Origin of the sequence: Desulfosediminicola sp. (assembly GCF_048381775.1) — a bacterium.
Classification (GTDB): Bacteria; Desulfobacterota; Desulfobulbia; order Desulfobulbales; family Desulfocapsaceae; genus Desulfopila; species Desulfopila ganghwensis.
In genome coordinates, this window is record NZ_JBLXGE010000002.1 from 94,654 (window position 1) to 114,295 (window position 19,642).

The 19,642-nt window shown below is 48.1% G+C and carries 16 protein-coding genes; 9 read left to right on the forward strand and 7 right to left on the reverse strand.

The annotated features are described in order from the left end of the window. Nucleotides 1-66 precede the first annotated feature (66 nt). Nucleotides 67-1,359, reverse strand: coding sequence for a glutamate-1-semialdehyde 2,1-aminomutase (hemL, locus tag ACN5NT_RS03335; protein ID WP_136795175.1), 1,293 nt, complete (start codon nucleotides 1,357-1,359; stop codon nucleotides 67-69). Between the two features lie 362 nt (nucleotides 1,360-1,721). Here hemL and trxA point away from each other — a divergent pair, with 362 nt between their 5' ends. From trxA to ACN5NT_RS03350, 3 genes are all read left to right on the forward strand, one after another. Beyond that, entirely contained in the window at nucleotides 1,722-2,048 is a 327-nt protein-coding gene (gene trxA, locus ACN5NT_RS03340; protein ID WP_136795176.1) for a thioredoxin, read from the forward strand. A 90-nt stretch (nucleotides 2,049-2,138) separates the two neighbouring features. Further along, the gene (gene trxB, locus ACN5NT_RS03345) at nucleotides 2,139-3,077 is read left to right on the forward strand and encodes a thioredoxin-disulfide reductase (protein ID WP_419174502.1); all 939 of its coding nucleotides are present in this window, start codon (nucleotides 2,139-2,141) and stop codon (nucleotides 3,075-3,077) included. A 13-nt stretch (nucleotides 3,078-3,090) separates the two neighbouring features. Beyond that, nucleotides 3,091-3,861 carry an outer membrane protein assembly factor BamD gene (locus tag ACN5NT_RS03350; RefSeq protein WP_136795178.1) on the forward strand — a complete coding sequence of 257 codons (771 nt, stop codon included), beginning with the start codon at nucleotides 3,091-3,093 and terminating at the stop codon, nucleotides 3,859-3,861. A 311-nt stretch (nucleotides 3,862-4,172) separates the two neighbouring features. Here the strand turns inward: ACN5NT_RS03350 and ACN5NT_RS03355 are convergent, their stop codons facing one another. The 3 genes from ACN5NT_RS03355 to ACN5NT_RS03365 are packed head-to-tail and all read right to left on the reverse strand — an operon-like array spanning nucleotide 4,173 to nucleotide 6,255. Continuing rightward, the gene (locus ACN5NT_RS03355) at nucleotides 4,173-4,619 is read right to left on the reverse strand and encodes an NIL domain-containing protein (RefSeq protein WP_136795179.1); all 447 of its coding nucleotides are present in this window, start codon (nucleotides 4,617-4,619) and stop codon (nucleotides 4,173-4,175) included. An 18-nt stretch (nucleotides 4,620-4,637) separates the two neighbouring features. Beyond that, nucleotides 4,638-5,246 (reverse strand): AAA family ATPase, encoded by a 609-nt coding sequence (locus tag ACN5NT_RS03360; RefSeq protein WP_419174503.1) that lies wholly within the window; start codon nucleotides 5,244-5,246, stop codon nucleotides 4,638-4,640. Then, complete coding sequence (locus ACN5NT_RS03365; protein WP_419174504.1) at nucleotides 5,233-6,255, reverse strand: hypothetical protein; 1,023 nt, start codon at nucleotides 6,253-6,255, stop codon at nucleotides 5,233-5,235. Before ACN5NT_RS03365 ends, ACN5NT_RS03360 begins: the two co-directional genes overlap by 14 nt. Nucleotides 6,256-6,764: 509 nt before the next feature. On the opposite strand from ACN5NT_RS03365, the gene secD reads away from it, so the two are divergent. From secD to ACN5NT_RS03380, 3 genes are read left to right on the forward strand one after another with little or no spacing between them, the layout of a single operon-like run. Then, nucleotides 6,765-9,329 carry a protein translocase subunit SecD gene (gene secD, locus ACN5NT_RS03370; protein WP_136795182.1) on the forward strand — a complete coding sequence of 855 codons (2,565 nt, stop codon included), beginning with the start codon at nucleotides 6,765-6,767 and terminating at the stop codon, nucleotides 9,327-9,329. A gap of 19 nt (nucleotides 9,330-9,348) precedes the next feature. Then, a complete protein-coding gene (locus ACN5NT_RS03375; RefSeq protein ID WP_419174505.1) occupies nucleotides 9,349-10,077 on the forward strand; it encodes a YkgJ family cysteine cluster protein in 729 nt (242 codons plus the stop codon). Between the two features lie 24 nt (nucleotides 10,078-10,101). Further along, the gene (locus ACN5NT_RS03380; protein WP_419174506.1) at nucleotides 10,102-10,725 is read left to right on the forward strand and encodes an HAD family hydrolase; all 624 of its coding nucleotides are present in this window, start codon (nucleotides 10,102-10,104) and stop codon (nucleotides 10,723-10,725) included. 53 nt (nucleotides 10,726-10,778) lie between these two features. On the opposite strand, the gene ACN5NT_RS03385 is transcribed toward ACN5NT_RS03380, so the two are convergent. Further along, nucleotides 10,779-11,771 carry a DUF4388 domain-containing protein gene (locus ACN5NT_RS03385; RefSeq protein ID WP_419174507.1) on the reverse strand — a complete coding sequence of 331 codons (993 nt, stop codon included), beginning with the start codon at nucleotides 11,769-11,771 and terminating at the stop codon, nucleotides 10,779-10,781. A 503-nt stretch (nucleotides 11,772-12,274) separates the two neighbouring features. Here ACN5NT_RS03385 and ACN5NT_RS03390 point away from each other — a divergent pair. Beyond that, the gene (locus tag ACN5NT_RS03390) at nucleotides 12,275-14,647 is read left to right on the forward strand and encodes a hypothetical protein (protein ID WP_419174508.1); all 2,373 of its coding nucleotides are present in this window, start codon (nucleotides 12,275-12,277) and stop codon (nucleotides 14,645-14,647) included. A 68-nt stretch (nucleotides 14,648-14,715) separates the two neighbouring features. Here the strand turns inward: ACN5NT_RS03390 and ACN5NT_RS03395 are convergent, their stop codons facing one another. Further along, entirely contained in the window at nucleotides 14,716-15,687 is a 972-nt protein-coding gene (locus tag ACN5NT_RS03395) for a KpsF/GutQ family sugar-phosphate isomerase (protein WP_136795187.1), read from the reverse strand. Between the two features lie 543 nt (nucleotides 15,688-16,230). Here ACN5NT_RS03395 and metK point away from each other — a divergent pair. Together metK and ahcY are read left to right on the forward strand one after the other, a co-directional pair. Then, complete coding sequence (metK, locus tag ACN5NT_RS03400) at nucleotides 16,231-17,394, forward strand: methionine adenosyltransferase (protein WP_136795188.1); 1,164 nt, start codon at nucleotides 16,231-16,233, stop codon at nucleotides 17,392-17,394. A 45-nt stretch (nucleotides 17,395-17,439) separates the two neighbouring features. Beyond that, on the forward strand, nucleotides 17,440-18,738 hold the full coding sequence (gene ahcY, locus ACN5NT_RS03405) for an adenosylhomocysteinase (protein WP_136795189.1): 1,299 nt from the start codon (nucleotides 17,440-17,442) through the stop codon (nucleotides 18,736-18,738). A gap of 90 nt (nucleotides 18,739-18,828) precedes the next feature. On the opposite strand, the gene ACN5NT_RS03410 is transcribed toward ahcY, so the two are convergent. Next, on the reverse strand, nucleotides 18,829-19,575 hold the full coding sequence (locus ACN5NT_RS03410) for a biotin--[acetyl-CoA-carboxylase] ligase (protein ID WP_419174509.1): 747 nt from the start codon (nucleotides 19,573-19,575) through the stop codon (nucleotides 18,829-18,831). Nucleotides 19,576-19,642: the final 67 nt, after the last annotated feature.

Sequence of the window (19,642 nt, forward strand, 5' to 3'; positions counted from 1 at the left end):
GGATAAATCGGTTACATTACTAGAAGGTTTTGGTATCATGCCTCCCTTCCAAAGTCAACGCATTTTTCATTTTTCGAGCAATTTTTTGAATGACCATTCAGTCATTTCTGCTGCTTTCAGCAGCTCTTTTTCGGTATGAGCTGCTGAAACAAATGCCACCTCAAACTGAGATGGAGCAATGTTAAATCCGCTACCAAGCATCTGCCTGAAGTGTTGAGCATAGCGATCAGTATCGGCAGTCATGGCGCTATCAAAATCAAAGACTGCGCTTTCAGTAAAAAAGCCGGTCATCAGTGAACCGACCCTGTTCAGGGTAACCGGTACACCTGCACGCTCTGCCGCAGCATTGAGCTGCTCTGCATAAGCAGACGCCTTTCCATTGAGCTTCGTATAGAAATCAGACTCCTGCAGTTGCTTCAGGGTTGCAATACCTGCCGCCATCGCCAATGGGTTACCAGAGAGCGTTCCAGCCTGATATACCGGTCCATCCGGGGCAATGCAATTCATGATATCAGCTTTACCACCATACGCGCCGACTGGCAGACCACCGCCAATAATTTTACCGAGGCAAGTGAGATCAGGCTGAACTCCGAAATACTCCTGAGCCCCACCATAGGCGAGTCTGAAGCCGGTGATAACTTCGTCGAATATGAGAACAATACCCATCTCGCTGGTCAGCTCACGCAGTTTAGCGAGGAACCCATCAGCTGGCGGCACACAGCCCATGTTGCCTGCGACCGGTTCCAGGATAACGCAGGCAATGTCCAGCGATGCGTCACGCAATGTCTTTTCAAGTATTTCCAGATTATTATACGGAATAGAAATGGTGTTTTTGACGATATCATCAGGAACTCCAGGGCTACCGGGAATACCAAGGGTCAAAACACCTGAGCCCGCCTTCACCAGAAAAGAGTCGGCGTGACCGTGGTAACAACCGTCAAATTTAACGACCACCTTTTTACCGGTGTAGCCCCGCGCCAGGCGAACCGCACTCATGGTTGCCTCGGTGCCAGAGTTCACAAACCGCACTTTCTCAATTGAAGGCACCGCCTCAACTACCATCGATGCAAGTTCGATCTCAGAGGGTGTGGACGCGCCGAAACTGGTGCCCGAGGCAGCGGCCTCATTGACAGCTTTCAAAATCAGAGGGTTAGCGTGGCCCAGGATCATAGGACCCCAGGACCCAACAAAATCCAGGTATTCATTGCCATCGACATCATAGACATAGGTGCCCTGAGCACGTTCGATAAACACCGGATTACAGCCTACAGAACGACACGCTCTTACCGGGCTGTTCACGCCACCCGGAATATATTTTTGCGCTTCCTGAAAGAGACGCTGGGAAGTTTCAGTTTTCATAGAGTCACATCCTCATTGATAGTATTTAAAAAAACTCCCTGGTGAGAGCTTCATTCACATAGTATTGATTCCAACTGTTGAAAAGACGCCGAAAATCAGTATCAGGCAGCGGACACAATAACCTGAATATATAGCACGGAGATCATTTTAATGTCAAACATCCTGATACTTGATTTTTCCTGTTTCATACACAAAATAGGTAGGCAAATTAGCCACCAGTAAGGTTAAAGGTGCTGTCCAACATTTTCCTTGTCAGCTTTCCGGCCAAAAGGTAAACTGAGCCCGGAATTCATGAACTTCGAGAATTCAACAGCATAGACATACATGACCTTCTGATAACATCTAAAGGAAAGGAGCACATAATGGCAAACGATAAAGTCCAGCAAGTTAACGATGCTGAGTTTGATACGCTGATCGGCTCTGATCAGCCAACCCTGGTTGATTTCTGGGCCCCCTGGTGTGGTCCCTGTAAAGCTATCGGGCCGGTCATCGAGGATCTCGCCGATGAATTTACAGGCAAAGTCAACATCGCTAAAATGAATGTAGACGATAATCCCGTCACACCAGGTAAGTATGGCATTCGTGCTATCCCTACACTGATCCTGTTCAAGAGCGGTGAAGTTGTAGACCAGATCACCGGCGCCGTTGGCAAGGCCCAGCTGGTAGACCTCATCAACAAAGCCCTGTAACAGCGTTCACCATACACGCTGCCAATCGCGATTGCATGAGCTCCGCCGGTCGGCAGCGTTTTTCTTTCAGCAGTACGACACATAAAAATCATGATTAAAGAGCACTACGAATTGGTAATCCTTGGCGGAGGTCCGGCTGGTCTTTCTGCCGGTCTGTATGCTGCCCGCGCCCGCCTGGACCATGTGGTTATTGAAAAAGGCGCTCCTGGTGGTCAGGTCCTGAACACTGACTGGGTAGATAATTACCCCGGTTACCCCGAAGGGCTATCCGGTTTTGAACTTGCCGACAACATGCTCAAGCATGCACAGCGGTTTGAAGTTAATATACAGCACGGTGAAGTCGAGCGAGTTGACCTGAGCAACCCTGATAGCAAAATCCTGCACATGGGTGACGGCTCTACCGTACGGTGCGATACCTTGATACTCTGCACCGGAGCTCGTCCCAACACCTTGAATGTACCCGGTGAGAACGAATTTCGCGGCAAGGGAGTATCTTATTGCGGCACGTGTGACGCACCTTTTTACAGAAACGTGCCCGTCGTCGTTGTAGGTGGTGGAGACACTGCCGTTGAAGAAGCATGTTACCTGACACGTTTTGCCAGCAAGGTAAGTATCATCCATCGTCGCGATGAGCTCAGAGCTACCAAAATCATTCAGGAACATGCGTACGCCAACGATAAAATCGAGTTTGTCTGGAACAGCCAGGTAAGCTCCATCGAAGGAGATAACGGCGTAAAGGAAATCAAACTGTTAGACAACGATGGCAACACCTCCACTCTGGAGGCAGAGGGTATCTTTGTTCTTATCGGCATTACGCCAAACAACAGTTGTCTGCCACTGGAGTTGCTGAATGCAGATCAGTGGGGTTTTATTCCCGTCGATAGCGAATGCCGTACTGCTATTCCCGGAGTTATGGCCGCAGGTGACATCATCAGCAAAAACGTTCGTCAGGTTGTCAACGCAGCAGGTGAAGGGGCTGTCGCAATGCTTGCCGCCGAGGCATACCTGAACAGATTAAAAGAAAAATAACAGACATGATTGCATGAACTTCTCTACTCAGCAGTTCCGGAAAATTGCAGCTTCAAGTCTGGCAGGGGTATTTCTCGCCAGCATACTCGTTCTTAGTGGATGCAGTAAGGTTTCTGATTATTTTGATTTCACCTCTGATGCCGACCTCGATCTTCAAGTACCATCCAAGACCCTCGCAACCAAGGGTATGGAAGACTATAACGTCGGGAAATACTTCACAGCGATAGAGTATTTTGAGGAAATTCTAGACCGCTACCCGTTCAGCCCCGAGGCGACCCTTGCTGAGTTGAAGGCAGCCGATTGTAACTATCAGATGGGCAGGTACATGGAAGCCCTGGTACTTTACAAGGAGTTTGAGGAAAGGCACCCCACAAATGAGGCAATTCCTTACGTGATGTTCCAGAAAGGCATGACTCATTACATGCGTATCGACCGTATTGACCGTGATACCAGCGGTGCAGTCGAGTCTATCAAGGCATTTAATCAATTGCTGCGAGCATACCCTGATTCGCCATATAGTGCCGAAGCAAAGGGACGAGTGGCCTCCGCCAGAGAGTTCCTGGCGAACCATGAATTTTTCGTAGTCGATTTCTACGTGCGCACAGAAGAATATGAACAGGCCAAAAAGAGACTCGGTTATCTTTTGGCAATGTATCCTGACTCGACAATCTCAGGCGACGCCCAGGAGTTGCTCGCCCAACTTGAGGCCGGCGAACCACCAGAACGGGGGATACTGCATTATCTACCAAGCCTGTCACTGCCGGACTGGAAACTTTTCAAATAAACCTCTTGTCCCGGTAGTCTCTTCACGTAAAAAGCCCGGCTGGATTTCAAATATCCACCGGGCTTTTTTTTTGTATTCTCTACTGACTGGTTACAGGAATTTCCTTGCCTCTGCCCGCTATACCGCCTGAATTTATCAGCTCAGGCAGTGTCATGCCTCAAAGCCCCTGCCAGCAAACCACAGCAGCCAGCAATGGCAGAGCTGATATCTCGAGGGACCAGCTGTCATTTTGCAAAATGTATAAGAAGATCATACTGCGTGCACTGTGGTCCCGGCCATTTTTCCCCGGGGCACACTGGATGGACACCAGATTACACCTTCTCTGCTGGCGGTAGCATCCAGTCTTTATCCAGTGAGACTTCCATGGCACGTACAGGGCAGATAGGAACGCACAGGCTGCAACCGGTGCATTTTTCCGCATCAAAGATCACTTCCATTTCAGGCCGCTTCAGGTAAAGGGCCCCAACGGGACAAATACCTGTGCAAGCTCCACACTGAAAGCACTGCTCATCGTCTCTGCGAATTCTGGTAGCCAGCCGCTCGGTCTGCACCCCAAGTCCACCCAGAAAAGACAGCCCTGCATCGACACTGGTTTTACTACTCCCTGTCAGTTCGAGGATCATCACCCCTTCACGCTGCAACAGGATATCGGCCTTCAGTATGTTGAATTCGAGATCATACTCTTTGACCAGCTGATAAATAAACGGTTTGTCACTGGTATCTTTTGGAAAACGTAAAATATAAATCTGAGTATACACGTGCGGTCCCTTCGGTAGTTATTGATTAGGCGAGGCATCCTTCCTGTCGGCGGAAGGTGCAGAAGTGACAAAATCCTCAAGACGGGCTATAAGGTGCTCAACTGACGCGTCGGTATCAAGCTCAAGCAGCAGTTCATTCGGTATCTCAACTGGATATTCGAATTTTTTCAACTGATCGAGGTAGACCTCCAGACGACCATCCGACACCGCGTCAGGCTCTGCAAGACGCTTCTTCAGACGCTGTAGCGTAACATTTTCACTACAAAAACAATAGATAAACAGTACCTGATAATCTCTGCTGAAGGTATCAATAACGCGCTGTCGCTGATTTTGCAAATGAAAGGAAGCATCCAGGATCGCAATTGGATGCCCATCCTCCAGTGCTCCGAGCGCACAATTCAACATCTCTTCATAGGTTTTTTTGCTGTATTCAGGGTGATAAATGCCGCTGTTAATACCATCCCTGCACTGTTGGGTAGGCACTATCCCCACAAGCTGTTTACGTATGACATCTGAATTAAAATAGGCAAAACCATTCTTTTCGGCCCACCGGCTTGCCAGGTAACTTTTGCCTGAACCAGTAAGGCCAAAAAAAATCAGTAACCTTTGTACGTTATCTACACTCAATTTGCTCTCCATACTCCTCAGCCAACATGAAGTACTTCTTTGCAGATTCTTCAGCATTCTTTCGGGTCTCGGCTGACACATGGCTATCAGCTGAAGTCAATAACCCTATTTTTCCACGAACATACGCCCGGTAGCACATATAAAAAGCCAGCACGTCCATAAGTTTTTCATCTTCAGACCTCTCCAGATAACTGTTGATGAAGAGATCAGAGTAATCGTGCAAGCTATGATAATCGAGATCCATAGCCATAAAAGCAAGGTCTGCTGCAATATCTGTACACCTGAGTCTCTCGTTGAACTCAATACAGTCAAATATCGCCACCTCCTGCTCCAGGCATATATTGCCTGAATGCAGATCCCCATGACACTCACAAATTTTATTGAGTCGTACCCTCTGCGCAAAAATCTGCTCTTTTCCCAGGAACCGCAGAGCAATACGTTGTATTTTTTTAAAGCGACTCTCCGGCAGTGCGACACCGCCCACAAACTGGCGGGTCTCCATGAAATTTTCCTGGATAGTCCTGCTTACAACTCTGACATCTCCAAATTGTTTCACCCGGTCGGAGCGACCGGCACGTTCATAAAAAGGTATAAGGACATCGGCTATTCGTATGATATCAGCCTTCTGAAGCTGCCCTCGCGCTATGAGCAGACCCATCATTCTGTCTTCCTTCAGACGTCTCATTTGAACCGCATATTCGATCGGCTCATCGCCTTCTCCCCAGCAGAAGTCATCGCAACATTTGCCGAGTTCTACAGTACGCAGATAAACATTGGGGCATAATCGTCTGTTCAAGCGCAGCTCTTCATTACAGAAATATTTTCGTTTCTCCAATGATGTAAAATCCAGAAAACCAAAATCAACGGGCTTTTTAAATTTATACGCATACGCCCCGGCCAGAACAATGTAGGAGATATGTGTCTGAATAAGTTCAACTGACTCCACCTGGTGTGGATAATTCTCTTTATCCATAAGCCATTGGACATAATCAGGGAGTAGAGCATCCATCTGTACCTCCGAAAAAAAACCGATAACCTGAAACGACCATGATATTACCAACAATCTTTTCGATAGTTATTGATGTCAACGGAACCGGTTAACTCGCTGGCCCAGCCTGCAGGCCAGCCGACGAACACTTCTAAATGGCAGTGTTGAATTTCCATTTCCGGCACAGTACGATTATTACTTTACCACTACACGAAAGGACGTGAAAACGGGATGTATCCTCTCTTTCTTTCATCTTCCAAAGCCCGTATACTTATCTTGCTTTTTCAGTACATCAACGTCTGACAGCATGAAAGTTTGATACAGATTTATTCGCACCGGCCCCATGAATTTGGCTGGACCCAGCATAAATCATCGGCCTGTTCATGCATCATTACGTGAATAATTCGACGCATAACCTTGCAAGAATCAGTCATCACGTTATAATCGCTGCATTTGAAACCATACAATGATAGTGGTTTACCGCTTGAATAGATCATAACCTATTACAGATACTTTCTTTAGGGCTATCAATGAACACATCACTAAAGCTGAAACTTGGTCTCATGGCCATGTTGGTCGTACTCTCCGTAGTCACGATTGTCCCCTCATTCTATTCTTCCACCCCAAACTGGTGGAAGCAATATCTTGCCCCTGAAGGGCTCAGGCTTGGCCTTGACCTTCAAGGAGGTATGCACCTGATCTTAAAGGTCAATCTTGACAAAGCCCAGGAAAACGCCCTCGAATTTTCAGCCAACGATATCAAGGATACCCTGGCAGAGGAATCAATCAGTGCTGTACGCACACCGTCCAATGACCCTGCAACGGTTATCTTTACCCTGCCCAATACGGGAGCGGTAAAACAGGTTCAGGCCCTCATCACCGATGACTTCCCTGACATTGACGCCCGTCTCGAATCAAAGGAAGGAACCTTTCCCCGCATTTTTCTCAGTTTGAAAGATGAGCGAATCTCCTACATCAAAACCCACGCTGTTGATCAGTCTCTTGAGATCATCAGAAACAGGATTGACCAGTTTGGTGTGGCCGAGCCTGTTATTCTCCGTCAGGGTGCCGATGAGATCGTTATTCAGCTTCCAGGCATACGTGATCCGGAACGCGCCATGAAACTCCTTGGCGACACCGCTCAGCTCGAATTCCAGATGGTTGCAGATTCAAGCGGACTCAATCTCCGTGAGCTGGTGAATCAGGCTGTTCAATCCGGACAGTGGCAAGACGGTGAAGAAATCGGCAAGCTGAATCGTGCACTCAGTTCCATTTTGCCCGAGAACACTTCTATTCACTTTGAAAAATCCATCGACCCCAACACCAAGCAGGAAGTCTCCGTACCTATTCTGCTTGAGAATCAGGTGTTAATGACCGGCGACATGGTTAAAGACGCCCAGGTACGCATAGGCGGCACCTTCAATGAGCCGTACGTCAGCCTTGATCTTACCAGTCGCGGCGGCAAACTCTTCGGCCACATCACCGAGCAGAACGTCAACAAGCGGATGGCCATTGTCCTTGATAACGTTGTGCGCTCAGCGCCTGTTATTCGTGAGAAAATTCTTGGTGGCTCGGCACAGATCTCCGGCAGCTTCAGTCACGAAGAGGCATCAGATCTGGCAATCGTGCTCAGAGTTGGCGCCCTGCCGGCTCCTGTTGACATTATCCAGAACATGACCGTTGGCGCAACACTTGGCCAGGACTCCATCCAAAGGGGCCTGAGTTCCGGCGTTTTCGGGGCGATACTCGTCTTGACCTTTATGTTCATCTACTACAGGCTCTCCGGTATTATTGCCAACTTCGCCCTGACCCTGAACATATTGCTTCTCTTCACCGGTCTGGCCATTTTGAATGCCACACTTACCCTTCCTGGTATCGCCGGTATCGTCCTCTCCATCGGTATGGCCGTTGACGCGAATGTCCTTATTTTTGAACGAATGCGGGAAGAGTATGCGCTAGGAAAATCGGTGCGCTCAAGTGTCGACTCCGGTTTCGGCAAAGCATTCTGGACCATTGTCGACTCCCAGGTCACCACACTTATTACCGCAACTGCACTGTTTCTCTTCGGCACCGGCCCGATTAAAGGTTTTGCCGTTACCCTCTCTCTGGGTATTATTTTCAACCTTTTCACCGCTCTATTCTTCTCCCGCCTGCTCTTTGACACCTTCAATTCTGGCAAGCCAATGAAGAAACTGCGCTTCATGCAGTTCACCAAGAAGCCGAACCTCGACTTCATGAGCCTACGCAAATTCACCTATGTCGGCTCCGGCATAATGGTTTGTATTGGCCTTTTCGCATTCATGCAGATCGCTCGTGGTACTGCCAACCTTGGCGTTGACTTCTCCGGTGGCTCCCTGCTCCAGTATCAGGCAAGCCAGAACTTCACAATGAGTGAAGTTCGTTCAGCTTTTGACGGCAGTAACCTCGAAGGTTTTAACCTGCAGGAGGTTGAAAACGAGAACCGTCTGATCGTCAAAATAAAGCAGGATGAAGCAACCGTCGCCAATCTCGCTGAAAGTGTTGACGTCATCTTGCATGAGAATCTTGCAGATAAAGGCTTTGTCCTCGAAAGCCAGTCTGAAATCGGCTCTTCCGTCTCCGCTGCGCTACGTAATAAGGCTATCCAGGCTATCCTGATTTCCCTTGTCGGTGTTATCTTCTACCTGGCAATGCGCTTTGACATCCGTTTTGGCCTGGCCGCAGCGGCAGCTACAGCCCATGACGTACTGGTGGTGCTTGCAATTTGTTACCTGTTGAATGTGGAAATCACGCTGCTTATCGTAACAGCCTTACTCACTATCGCTGGTTATTCACTCAACGACTCCGTTGTTGTCTTCGACCGCATACGTGAGAACCTGAAGAAGGCCAGTGAGGATAAGCTTATCCCCATTATCAACATGAGCGTTAATGAGGTAATCAGTAGAACAATCGTTACTTCGCTTACTTCGGCAATGGTATTGGCGGCCCTGTTCGTACTTGGCGGTTCCGTAATCCATGACTTCTCGTTCGCACTGCTTACAGGTGTACTTGTCGGTACCTATTCCTCGATTTTTATCGCGAGTCCGCTGCTGACACTTTGGAAACGCGAACAGTAATCACAGGAGATACGTCAACATGTCACGACCACAATTCCCTGAGGCGGTTTACCGCCTCAAGTCAGACGAGCCTTTCAACTTTGCCTGCCACCCTGGTGTGCCATGCTTCACCGACTGCTGCAAAATGCTTGAGCTTGCACTGACACCATATGACGTACTGCGAATGCGCCGGGGTACCGGTTTAACCTCCCAGCAGTTACACGACCAGTACATCATTGAGGAGCGCGGGGAGCAAGACATGTTCCCCAAATATTACCTGACCATGATAGATGATGGGCAGGCAAGTTGTGCCTTCGTTGACAAGGAAAAGGGCTGTGCGATCTATTCGCACCGCCCTGGGGCCTGCCGGGCATACCCGCTCGGCAGAGCAGCCGTTCGGACTCGAAGCGGTGAACTTCATCAACATTTTGTGCTGATGAAAGAGTCTCATTGTAAAGGGTTTGCTGAATCTGTGGAACAGACTCCTGAGAAGTACTCGCAGGATCAGGATCTGGTCTCCTATAATCGGTTCAATGACGCCATCGCCACCCTGATCCAGCACGATAAAATCAGGCAGGGGTTGTTTATGCCTAATGATGAGCAACTCAGGTTTTACACCCTGGCTCTGTACAATATTGACGTATTTAGGGCCCAGGTTCACGCCGGTACACTAAATATTGGCGAAGTACCTTCTTCTGTTTTAGATAATGATGAAGAGTTATTGCTTTTTGCCATCGACTGGCTGAAAGATCTGTATTTTCAATCTTAGATTCCCGTTCCCGACGCTGTACCCATGCTGAAAACTATTATTTTTGACTGCGATGGCGTGATGTTCGACTCACAGAACTCAAACCGCCACTACTATAACTCTCTCCTCACCCACTTCGGATTCTCTGAGATGAACGAGGATGAACTGCACTATGTGCATATCCATAGTGTCTACGACTCGGTTAAACACATTTTCCGCAATTATCCGCAACAGTCCATCGAGCAGGTGCACGAATACCGCAGGGCTAACAGTTATCTGCCTTTCCTGAAACACATGGATATGGAACCGGATCTACTCAATTTCCTGGAAAAGACCCGTGACAACTATAATCTGGCTATTGCCACAAACAGGTCTGATACCATGATGCCCCTCTTAAAGGAATTTAAGCTTGAGCACTATTTCGGTAAGGTAATGACCGCTGACAACTCGCCAAGACCCAAACCGGCTGCAGATCCATTGCTCGAAATCATTAAACATTTTGACTGTATGATTGGTGAGGCCATTTACATTGGGGATTCTACAGTGGATGAAGAAACTGCAAAGAATTGCGGGATGCGGCTGATCGCTTTTAAAAACGATGAATTAGACGCGGACTACCACGTGGAAAGCTTTACGGAAATTCTGAAGCTGCCTGTTTTTGCCGACTAAAAAGACCTGATTTCATACTCTGGGGATGCAAGGTGCTGAACTGACCGGACTGCTCAGCCCTTGCCCTCTTCGTCGACTCTTTTAATACCTTCCATGAGCAGTGCCATGAAATCGCCAATTTCGGCGGCGCGCATCTCTTTGGCTGACAATCCTGTAATGAAGCGATAGTAGCCACTCCTTTCGGCCAGAATTGCAAAAATCGCTTCCTGGCTTTCTTTGTCGCCATACGTGGCGTTGATAATACAACCTTCCCGGAATGAAACCCGCGCCTCCCCACCATCAAGATTCATCGACAGCACACCTGTTTTCTGGTGCATGTGAAACACCTGGAATAATTCAGCAGGGAGGACTTCGTCGAGTTTCCCGGTCATGCACGATTCGAAATCACGAGCACGAGCCTGGTTGATCTGTTGTAGTCTATTCGCCAAAAGGCGGGCCATATAACTCTGTACGGAGGATTCAGATTCGAGCATTTCGCAAAAATCCTCTATGGGTACAGTAAGGACCTGTGCATCATCCAGTGACCTCACGGTGGCAATTGCCGTGCCGGGACTCAAATAGCTCATCTCGCCGAAAATATCACCGGCAACAAGGGTTGCTATCTGCTCCCCCCTCGTTTCCACCGCAAACTCTCCAGTTACCACGAGATAGAGATTGGAGTTTTTGTCGCCCTGCTCTACCAGCACGGTATTACCCGGAACAACAACTTCCTTGAAGGATTTCAGCACCTGATGGAGTTTTTCAGGCGGGATGGAATGCAGGAATTGACTCTCAACGGTTGTACCGTGAATCTCCTGCATGACTGTCTCAACACGGCTATCGATATTTTCTTTTCCCTCTGGTATCCCCTGTACCGGTTCCTCGGCCTGCCTGAATTTAATCAGCCCAGTGCAACCGCTACAGCTATGTAGTTTAGGAGATATTTCTTTACGTCCTTTTCCGGCCTCGTTCAGCAAGGTGAATAAGAGCTGGGTCATATCCCTGACCAGGATGAGACACACCTCCTTGCCAACTGGGCAAGTGAAGGTTTTGTCACTGAGTTGCATGAATTCACCCTGAGCATACAGGGGGCAATTTATATCTTCTGCTATTTCAAAATAGGCTTTGAGGGATTTCATAAATTTTACGACGAAGCTATCAGAGCAATGACCACAACAGCTTCAGGAATTCCGTGTAAGTGTTTTTTGCTGAATATTATACATGATTCACCGTTGATTGACCGACCACCTGAAATCAACCTTTCAATTCCCTGCACAACAAATCACATCATAACCTTTTTATCATGGAGTTCGCAGGGTGAAATTGATATAGTAAGCGGAAATTATGATTTTTTTCTTAACTATATTATTTATTTGTGATGACTGTAGACAATCAGACGCTTGGTAAGCTGTTCTCTGACATCGAGAACGAATTTCAACAGGACTCCGATATAACCATAACTCCTGTTGCAGGTGATCCACCAAACGAGTATGAGATTACCTTTCATATTCCTTGTACCACGAAGGATGAACAAGGTAACATAGAGATCACATCTGAACATGTGGTCAGCATGTCAATACCGTTTGGTTTCCCACACTTCCCACCAAGTTGCAAGCCGAAAAGCTCTATATTTCACCCAGACTTCGATAACTCTGCTGTCTGTCTTGGGGATTTCTGGAGCAACACGCCTTCGCTGGTTGAGTTGATCCGCCACCTCAAAATGATGATTGGTGGGGAAAGATATTCCACACAGAATCCCTTTAACCCCGCCGCCGCTGACTGGTTCCTTGCCAATCAATCCCAATTGCCTTTTGCAAAAGAGCATACTGGGGATTTAAAGCAGCCGCCACCCCTGGAACTTGAAAAAACAAAACAGGAGTTCGATGTAGTTCAGGATTCTGATTTCGCCGATGATTTCACCTTCGAGGAGGAAACCCTCGAATACCATCCACCAGACCAAAGCAACATTTCCCAATCCGTTCCTGTTGAGCAATCTGTACCAAAAGATGTGGCGCCACGGCCATATATTCTCAGTGACATTGATCTCCAACGATTTAACCTTTTGGCATCCAAGAGACATTTTCAGGAACTGGACGCTGAACTGTCAGCGCTACCCGACACCGCAGACTCCAAAGAGATCAGACAACTTCGAAAAATTGCCTCTACAGCAATGGAGAAGGGTTCTGCTCTTCATCAGCAGGCTTTGCAATTACAGCAACAGGATGAACCGTTAAAAGCCCTTGAATGTTTCCAGGCGGTCGAAAAACACGTTGCAGACTTTCCCAATATCCTGGAGAAGATCAGTAAGATTGAGCATCTTTTAGAAAATGAAACTACCGAGCCAGACGATTTCAGCGACCTGCAGACAGATTTTGCTGTCGATGCGCCTGTGGCTCAAAAGGTAGAGAGTACCCCCACTCGCAAAAAAAACGCCCCCCCAGTTACCAAACAGGCTTCAGTGCTAGAGCATAAGAAAGGCCGAAAGGGTAAACTGGCCGTGCCGAAGTTTAGCAGACCTCTCGTCTACTCCCTAGCCGGGCTGGTCGTAATAGCCGGTTCCGGGTTAGGCTTTCTTGCCATAAACGGCTCAAGCAAGCTCGAACAAAGTCGATCTTTTTTGCAGCAATGCACTACCGCCGTAAAGAATCAACAGTTCCGTGCAGCACAGAATGCCTGCCTGGACTCCAGAAAAGCAAGCGATTCCATAATACTATTTCATCAGGCTGAGGTTGCCGCTTTACAGCAACAGATACATTCGGCGCTTAACTCGCAGCCCTTACAACAGGGGCTCAAGGGTAAGGTACTGTTCGAAGGAGAATACGTCCTCAAAGCTACAGTCTCGCAACGTCAGGAACTCATCCAGGTACTGGCCTCCGGCGAAACCGCGTTCAGTGAATCCGATTGGCTTGCTGCCGAGACCAACCTTAGAAGAGCCATCGAACTTGACAATGACCTGAAGATTCTACCTGATGAAGAACTGACCCGGCTTTCCCGACAAGCCGCTCATGCAGCTTTTATTGCCAAGCTGGAGGCGATAGAAAATGCTTTTCTTCAAGGGAATGATTCTGTTGATCTGGCCGCACTTAACTCTTTAAGTGATGAACTCAACTCGCTGCCTGCCGCAAGCGCTGCTCCCTTGCGTTCAAGGGTTGAAGTCATACTCGCCAAATATCAATTTTCTTCGCTGAAGGAGCAGGCAGATACCCTCTTTTCACAATCTGACTGGCCAGGTGCGATGTCGCTTTTCGCCAAAGCGGCCGAAACCGGCAAACTCCTCTCAGAGACTGAACCGCCAGAACTCACCGATATCAGAAAGAACATCACCCGAGCTGAACTTTACTCAAACATTGACGCCGGAAATAGTCTCTTTGCCGATGGCAGATGGGACGATGCCATCAGCCACTACCAACAGGCCATTGCAATTCTAAAAAGCAGCTACCAGCTGCTCAATCAGGGAGATTATCAACATTCAGTTGAAAAGCTTGAGCGGATCATCCTGCAATCCACCATAATACGAGACCGTCAAGCGGTGGAAATACTGAGAGGAGAAGGTAAATTCAATGAGGCTCTGGACAAACTTGCTGTAGTCATGGCAAGTATCACCGGTAGCGCTTACGCTGATGAGGCTGAGTTTTCTGAGATTCTCACCGATGCCAGGGACACATCTCAAGAGTTGAAAAGAATGGCCCTCCTTGATTACTGCACGACATACCTGGTGGAAAATTATTATTCCTTTGTAACCAGAAATTACGTTGCAGCCAGTAAAGACACCATTTCCTCACCATCGGCTGAGTTTGTCAAAGAGCTCGACCCCAGCCATTATCTTTTTAAGCTTGAATGCACGGAAAGCGGGCGAGGACGTCCACTCAAGCTCGTAATGTACTACTCATATGACCTTAACCAGGACAAATGGGAGTTTGCAAACGCCGATAGTTCGCAATAAAAAGGGGCATCCGGTTCTGACGTAAACCGGACGCCCCTCTGCAAATGCTGACTTTGCGTTTATTTCAATCAGACGAGGAAGCGAAATTCACCTTTACCAAGCAAGTCGTGGAGGTGAAGGATACCCACCAGTTTTTCCTCTTCCCCCTGCACTGGCAACACAGTAATCTCATGCTGCTGCATGATAGACAGAGCATCAGCTGCCATTGCCTCACCGGTTATCGATAAAGGATTTCTTGTCATAATATCACCAGCAGTCTTGCCGGTAAGATCTGCTGCTTCTGCAAGCAGCCTGCGAACATCACCGTCTGTTACTATTCCTCCCACCAGGTTGTCAGCACCCACCACCAATACTGCACCAATATTCTTGGCATTTAAAATAGCAATTGCGGCAGACGCTAGCTCAGTCTCAGAAATGACCGGCATCTCGTCCCCCTTAAGCATCACCTCTTCAACTTTGACTTTAAGTCGTTGACCGAGACTACCGCCTGGATGGTTGAAACGAAAATCCTCAGCCTGAAAGTTTCTTCTGTTCAACAGCACAACAGACAGGGCATCACCCAGGGCCAGGGTTGCGGTGGTGCTGGCTGTTGGCGCCAATCCCAATGGGCACGCCTCTTTCGGGACTCGGATATTCAAAACGATATCGGCATAACTGGCCAGGGTCGAAGTGGCACCACCCGTCATGGCAATAATAGTATTGCCTCTCTGTTTCAATGAATTGAGCAGACCATTAAGCTCCGCAGTTTCACCCGAGTACGAGATCGCGATAACCACATCGGATTTCATAACCATGCCGAGATCGCCATGCAATGCCTCTACCGGGTGCAGAAAAAACGATGGCGTGCCTGTACTGTTCAGCGTAGCTGAAATCTTCTGACCGATGAGGCCAGACTTTCCAATTCCGGTGATAACAAGCCTGGTCTTGCAGGCGAGAATCTTCTCCACCGCCTCAATAAACTCGGAACCGATCCGTTCCCTTACAGCGGCAAGCCCCTGCTCCTCAATTTTCAGCACATTTTGTGCTTCAGCTATAGACATTTTTTGATTCCTTCACCAGCATTTGCATATAACAGGCAGTTGGCCGGCAAACGCAGTCTTAAGTAATTAAAATTCAATGTATTTTTCAAATCAGCCGCGTGAACTGCTGCTTTTGAAAGGTCTCTTCTCTTTCGCTTGTATCTTTATATCACTTACCTGATTGTTACAGATAAGATGAGAACCTGGTCATAGTTCAATATTCTTGGCATGCTTTCAAGCCATTTTAAGCGTCCCGAAAATTTCGGCCAAAATGCGCATGGCAATATCTCAAATAGTTGATTCATGCTTATTATTTTTTAATATGAAAACTGCCTCTGCACCTAACACACCAACTGCCCGCACAATTTCACTACCCTTTTACTGCAAATCTGGTATAAAGTACGATGTTTTTTTGCATCTTCCTTGATTCAGCAGCGACTTCGTATTACAAATCTCGGATAGTCCTGTAACATTCTTGGTTACCAAATATAAACTCGATGTAATATTTACGGTTTACAATCTATATACTGGTTTCATCCAGCACAATTACAGCGGAGATAATCCATGTCTAACTATCTTTTTACTTCTGAATCTGTTTCCGAGGGACATCCGGATAAAGTCGCCGATCAGATTTCAGACGCAATTCTTGACTCCATCCTCGCCCAGGATGCAAATGCCCGTGTTGCATGCGAAACACTTGTTACCACCGGCATGGCCCTCATTGCAGGAGAGATCACCACATCTGCGTGGGTCGATATGCCCGATGTAGTTCGCCAGACCATTAAGAGCATTGGTTACAACTCCAGCGATATGGGTTTTGATTGGCAATCCTGCGCTGTGATGACCTCGATTGATAAGCAGTCTTCTGATATTGCCCAGGGTGTTGACGAAGGCAGCGGTCTTGACCTTGATCAGGGCGCCGGTGATCAGGGCCTCATGTTCGGCTACGCCTGCAATGAAACAGAAGTGCTGATGCCAATGCCCATCTACTATGCACACAGGCTCACCAAAATGCAATCGGAAGTACGTAAGAATCGTGTCCTCCCATGGCTTCGCCCAGACGCAAAAAGCCAGGTTACAGTTGAGTACGATCAGGGCAAGCCCAAACGCATAGAGGCTGTTGTCCTCTCCACGCAGCATGATGAGAGTGTATCCCATAAGGATCTCAAAGAATCCGTGCTCGAAGAGATCATCCGGCCTGTACTGCCTGCAAACATGATTGATGCCAACACTAAATTTTACATCAACCCAACCGGACGCTTTGTTATCGGTGGCCCTGTCGGCGACTGCGGCGTTACCGGCCGTAAGATTATTGTCGATACCTACGGCGGACGGGGATCACATGGCGGAGGCGCATTCTCAGGTAAAGATCCCTCCAAGGTAGACCGATCCTCATCTTATATGGGACGCTATGTTGCAAAGAACATCGTTGCAGCAGGGATTGCTGATGAGTTTGAAGTGCAGGTGGCCTATGCCATCGGTATCTCCCATCCCGTTTCCATCAATGTAAACAGCTTTGGTACCGGTAAACTCTCTGACCAGGAGATCAAAGCACTTATTGTTGACACCTTCGATCTTCGTCCTAAAGCTATCATTCATCACCTTAATCTCCTCAGACCGATCTACAAAAAGACTGCTGCCTACGGCCATTTCGGTAGAGAGGATTCTGATTTCACCTGGGAAAAAACCGACAAAGCAGAACAACTGCGGATCGCTGCTAAACTGTAATCGCGTCCACTAAAAGATTAACCTGAATTATAGCTGGTACACACTATGTCTACTCAAACCCAAGACTATAAAGTCGCTGATATTTCCCTGGCTGAATGGGGACGTAAAGAAATTGAGATCGCCGAAACCGAAATGCCGGGACTGATGGCGCTCCGTGAAGATTATCGCGATCAGCAGCCGCTGAAGGGTGCACGTATCGCAGGCTGCCTGCATATGACCATCCAGACTGCGGTATTGATGGAGACTCTCGTCGAGCTTGGCGCAGAGCTTCGTTGGTCAAGCTGCAACATATTTTCCACCCAGGATCATGCCGCAGCAGCAATGGCTGCCGCCGGCCTTCCGACCTTTGCCTGGAAGGGTGAAAGTGAGGAGGAATTCTGGTGGTGCATCGATCAGACAATCTTCGGTCCCGACGGCTGGACCCCGAATATGATTCTCGATGATGGCGGTGACCTCACCCAGATAATGCACGAGAAATACCCGGAAGAGATTAAAAAGATTAAAGGTATCAGTGAAGAGACCACTACCGGTGTTCTTCGTCTCAACGAGATGGCCGCTGAAGGCACACTTAAGTGCCCAGCCATCAATGTAAACGACTCTGTAACCAAATCAAAATTCGACAACCTCTATGGCTGCCGCGAGTCACTGATCGACGGTATCAAACGCGCCACTGACGTAATGATCGCAGGCAAAAATGCCGTGGTGGTCGGTTATGGTGATGTTGGAAAAGGTTGTGCACAGGCACTTCGCGGCATGGGTGCTTCTGTCTATGTTACTGAAATTGATCCTATCTGTGCTCTTCAGGCGGCCATGGAAGGCTTTAAAGTCGTTACCATGGAAGAGGCTGCCAGTTACGGTAACATCTTTGTAACCTGCACAGGCAACGTCAACGTAGTCACCCGCGCCCACATGGAACAGATGCCTAATGAGGCTATTGTTTGCAACATCGGCCATTTTGATTCAGAGATCGACATCGCTGGCATCCGCGATCTCCCCTGGGAGAACATCAAACCACAGGTGGACCACGTGGTCTTTCCTGATGGCAAGAAAATAATCGTACTGGCAGAAGGTCGTCTGGTTAATCTTGGTTGCGCCACCGGCCACCCGAGCTTTGTTATGAGCAACTCCTTCACCAATCAGGTACTGGCGCAGATTGAGCTTTGGAATAACTCAGAGAAATATGAGAAGCGTGTCTACTTCCTTCCCAAACAACTCGATGAGATGGTGGCCAAACTGCACCTGAAAAAAATCGGTGCCAAGCTTACCGACCTTACACCTGAACAGGCCAAATACATTGGTGTTTCAGTCGAAGGCCCTTACAAGCCTGATTATTACAGATATTAGAACAATAACTGTACAGGTCAGACGCAAAAGCCCTCACGGATACTCTCCGTGAGGGCTTTTTTTATTTCAAGTAGCCTGTACTTGGTTGCCTCAGCTTGTTCCCAGCTGCACATCACCTGAGAGTACTTCGTGAACCTTTCCTGAATCGTCACGAATGTGGAGTCTGCCAAGATTGTCAGGTCCCAGCGAGATACCTTCTACCACCTTACCATTGACCGCAACCCAAGCCAGTCTCTTCCCAAACATACAGTCTAACTCTCGCCACCTCTTAATTACAGGTGTAAAACCGTGACGTTCGAATGATTGAACCTCGAGCAGCAGCTGGGCATGGATCTTGGTGAATACCTCATCTACGGACATTTCCCGGCCAGATTCTATAAACAGAGACGTTGCCCTTGTGACTACCTCAGCAGGAAAATCATTTATTGTAGTGTTCACATTCAAGCCTATCCCAACAACAGCAAAACGGCAGGACGGATCTACGGTTAAAGCCGAAGACTCACTTAAAATACCACCGCACTTCTTCATGAAAAAGTAGATGTCGTTAGGCCATTTCAGGCCAGGCTGCAAATTGTACAGTTGCTTGATAGCATCTGCCACCGCAAGACCTGCCACAAAAGTCAGATATGGAAAGTCCTCAGCCTTGAGGACAGGTCGAAGTATCACTGAGGTATACAGCCCTTTTCCGGCTGGAGACTGCCATACTTTACCTAACCGGCCACGTCCCTTGGTCTGAGTGGCTGAGATAATCGCAGTTCCATGAGCTGCACCGTCCGCAGCCATCTCCATGGCTACACGATTTGTTGAATCGGTTGATTGCAGGCGAACAATTTTCATAGTCAGAAATCCAGGCAAAAAAAAAGTGCAGAGTCCTGAGACTCTGCACTTTAACAACGATCTACTC